The organism is Micromonospora sp. NPDC005710, assembly GCF_040630995.1.
GTDB lineage: Bacteria > Actinomycetota > Actinomycetes > Mycobacteriales > Micromonosporaceae > Micromonospora.
In genome coordinates this window covers 1-3857 of the sequence record NZ_JBEXYP010000061.1, presented here as the reverse complement: position 1 = coordinate 3857, position 3857 = coordinate 1, and the positions used below count along the sequence as shown (strand labels likewise).

Annotated in this window: 1 protein-coding gene and 1 pseudogene; both read left to right on the top strand. The window is 68.9% G+C overall.

The window, feature by feature from the left end:
• The first annotated feature begins 131 nt into the window (after positions 1-131).
• Positions 132-3404, top strand: coding sequence for a formate dehydrogenase (gene fdh, locus ABZ406_RS30830; RefSeq protein WP_357769085.1), 3273 nt, complete (start codon positions 132-134; stop codon positions 3402-3404).
• Positions 3394-3857 (top strand): annotated as a pseudogene (locus ABZ406_RS30825) (4Fe-4S ferredoxin); the annotation flags it as partial. The gene fdh and the pseudogene ABZ406_RS30825, both read left to right, overlap by 11 nt.

The following is a 3857-nucleotide window of genomic DNA, read 5'->3' as shown; positions in this document are numbered from 1 at the left end:
ACCTCCACCCCCCCTCCTGCGCCGCCCCCGGCTCACCGGCCGGGGGCGGCGCTGTCTGCATTTCCCGGTTCGCGAACCTGTCCCGGTTGACCTATCTTCAGGGGGTCGCTCGCGTGGGAGGGGGTGTCGGGGTGGGCCTGCGGACCTTCATCGAGGGCTGGCCGGTCTACCGCCAGCTCACCGGCACTGACCCGTTGGGCCGTGGTGCGGCGGCGAAGTCCGACGGCTCCCGCGCGCTCACTGCCCGCACCGACACCGCCGACAGCGTGGCCCGGTCCGTCTGCCCGTACTGCGCGGTGGGGTGTGGTCAGCGGGTGTTCGTGAAGGACGGGCAGGTCAGCCAGATCGAGGGCGATCCGGACAGCCCCATCTCGCGGGGCCGGTTGTGCCCGAAGGGGTCGGCGAGCAAGAGTCTGGTAACCAGCCCTCTGCGGCAGACGACGGTTCGCTACCGCCGGCCGTACTCGACACAGTGGGAGGATCTGGAGCTCGACACCGCGCTCGACATGATCGCCGACCGGATCCTCGCCGCCCGCGAGCAGACCTGGGAGGACGTCGACACGCAGGGCCGGCCGCTCAACCGGACGCTGGGCATCTCCAGTCTGGGTGGGGCGACGCTGGACAACGAGGAGAACTACCTCATCAAGAAGTTGTTCACCGCGATGGGGGCGTTGCAGATCGAGAACCAGGCCCGCATTTGACACTCCGCCACCGTCCCCGGTCTGGGGGCCAGCTTCGGTCGTGGCGGTGCGACGGATTTCCAACAGGACATCGCCAATGCTGACGTGATCGTCATCCAGGGTTCGAACATGGCTGAGGCGCACCCGGTGGGTTTCCAGTGGGTGATGGAGGCCAAGCGCAAGGGCGCGAAGGTCTTCCACGTCGATCCGCGGTTCACCCGGACGAGCGCTGTCGCGGACGAGTACCTGCCGATCCGGGCGGGCACCGACATCGCGTTGCTCGGTGGGGTGGTGCGCTACATCCTGGACAACGACCTGGACTTCCGGGAGTACGTGCTGGCGTACACCAACGCGGCGACGATCGTCAGCGCGGAGTTCAGCGACACCGAGGACGGCGACGGCTTCTTCTCCGGCTTCGACCCCGAGACCGGCGCGTACGTGCAGGACAGCTGGCAGTACGAGGGGCACGAGGGTTCGTCGGGCAGTGGGCACACCGCTCAGGAGCGGGACAGCGCCGCGGGGTTGACGCACGAGTCGCACGGCGCGGCGGTGAGCGGTCAGACCCGGCGCGACGAGACGTTGCAGCATCCGCGCTGCGTCTACCAGATCCTCAAGCGGCACTTCGCCCGCTACATACCGGAGATGGTGGAGCGGGTGTGCGGCATTTCGCAGGCGCAGTTCCTGGAGTTGGCGCGGGCGTGGACGGCGAACTCCGGCCGGGACCGCACCGGCATGCTGATCTACTCGGTGGGGTGGACGCAGCACAGCGTCGGCGTGCAGTACATCCGCACCGGCGCGATCATCCAACTGCTGCTGGGCAACATGGGCCGCCCGGGTGGTGGCGTGATGGCGCTTCGGGGCCACGCCAGCATTCAGGGCTCGACCGACATCCCGACGTTGTTCAACCTGTTGCCCGGTTACCTGCCGATGCCGCACCACGCCGAGCACCCGAGCTTCGACGACTGGGTGGACAGCATCCGCCACCCGGGGCAGAAGGGGTTCTGGGGTAACGCGCGGTCGTTCGCCGCCAGCCTGCTCAAGGCGTACTGGGGTGACGCGGCGACGCCGGAGAACGACTTCTGCTACGGCTACCTGCCGCGGATGACCGGTGACCACGGCACGTACCAGCAGGTCCTCAACATGATCGACGGGAAGATCAAGGGGTACTTCCTGCTCGGGCAGAACCCGGCGGTCGGTTCGGCGCACGGTCGGGCGCAGCGGCTCGGAATGGCCAACCTCGACTGGCTCGTCGTCCGCGACCTGTTCATGATCGAGAGTGCGACGTTCTGGCAGAACGGCCCCGAGATCGCCACCGGGGAGATCGTGCCCGAGGAGTGCCGCACCGAGGTGTTCTTCCTGCCCGCCGCCTCGCATGTGGAGAAGGAGGGCACGTTCACCCAGACGCAACGCCTGTTGCAGTGGCGCGAGAAGGCCGTCGAGCCGCCGGGCGACGCCCGTTCCGAGCTGTGGTTCTTCTACCACCTGGGCCGCAAACTGCGGGAGAAGCTCGCCGACTCGCCGCTGCCGCGCGACCGTGCGCTGCTCGACCTCACCTGGGACTACCCGACGCACGGTCCGCACGCGGAGCCGAGCGCCGAGGCGGTCCTGCGCGAGATCAACGGGTACGACGTGGCGACCGGCCGTCCGCTGTCCGGTTTCGCCGAGGCACGCCCGGACGGTTCCACAGCGATCGGCTGCTGGATCTACAGCGGGGTGTACGCCGACGGCGTCAACCAGGCGGCCCGGCGCAGGTCCCGGCACGAGCAGGACTGGGTGGCAGCCGAGTGGGGTTGGGCGTGGCCGGCGAACCGGCGCATCCTCTACAACCGTGCGTCCGCCGACCCGGACGGCAACCCGTGGAGTGAGCGCAAGCGCTACGTGTGGTGGGACGCGGACAAGGGCGAGTGGACCGGTTACGACGTGCCGGACTTCGAGAAGACCAAACCGCCGTCGTACCGGCCACCGGCCGGCGCGTCCGGGCCGGAGGGCATCGCCGGCGACGACCCGTTCGTCATGCAGGGCGACGGCAAGGGCTGGCTGTACGCGCCGAGCGGCGTCCTGGACGGCCCACTGCCCACCCACTACGAGCCGGTGGAGTCGCCGGTGCGTAACCCGCTCTACGGTCAGCAGGCCAACCCGACCCGCAAGATGTACGCGCATCCGGTGAACTCGGTGAACCCGAGTCCGCCGCAGCAGCACGATCAGGTGTTCCCGTACGTGTTCACTGTCAGCCGGCTCACCGAGCACCACACCGCCGGCGGAATGAGCCGGACGGTGTCACGCCTCGCGGAGCTGCAACCGGAGATGTTCGTCGAGGTGTCTCCGGCCCTGGCCGCCGAGGTGGGGCTGACGCACCTGGGGTGGGCGCACCTGGTCAGTGGCCGGGCGGTGATCGAGGCGCGGGTCCTCGTCACCGACCGGCTCACCCCGTTGCGGGTGGACGGTCGGGTCATCCACCAGGTGTGGTTGCCGTACCACTTCGGTTTCGAGGGTCTGGTCACCGGTGACTCGGCGAACGACCTGTTCGGCATCAGCCTGGACCCGAACGTCCTCATCCAGGAGAGCAAGGTCGGCACCTGCGACGTGCGGCCGGGGCGTCGTCCCACCGGCGCGGCGTTGCTCGACCTGGTGGCCGACTACCAGCGGCGCGCCGGGATCACCCCGGGGCAGCACGCCCCGGCCGTCACCATCGACGACGAGGGAAGGGAACACGGTGCTTCCTGACCCGAACAGCCTGTACGGTCCGCTGGACCCCGCGCCCGACGCCGGTTACGAGAACGCGCCGCCGCGGATGGGGTTCTTCACCGACACCAGCGTCTGCATTGGTTGTAAGGCGTGTGAGGTGGCGTGCAAGGAGTGGAACGGTGTGCCGGAGAGCGGCCTGGATCTGCTCGGCATGTCGTACGACAACACCGGCGCGTTGACGGCGAACTCGTGGCGGCACGTGGCGTTCATTGAGCAGCCGCGTACGGTCGGGCGCGGTGTCTCTCCGGTGGACGTCCTGGGCGCGCCGGTCGACGCGAAACCGGACCGGCCGGTCGACGCGGGACCGCAGTTCCTGGGTATGCCCGCTGCTCAGCCCCCGGGGCGGGGCACGGGTGCGCAGGGTCGTACGGATTTTCGGTGGTTGATGATGTCGGATGTGTGTAAGCACTGCACTCATGCGGCGTGTCTGGA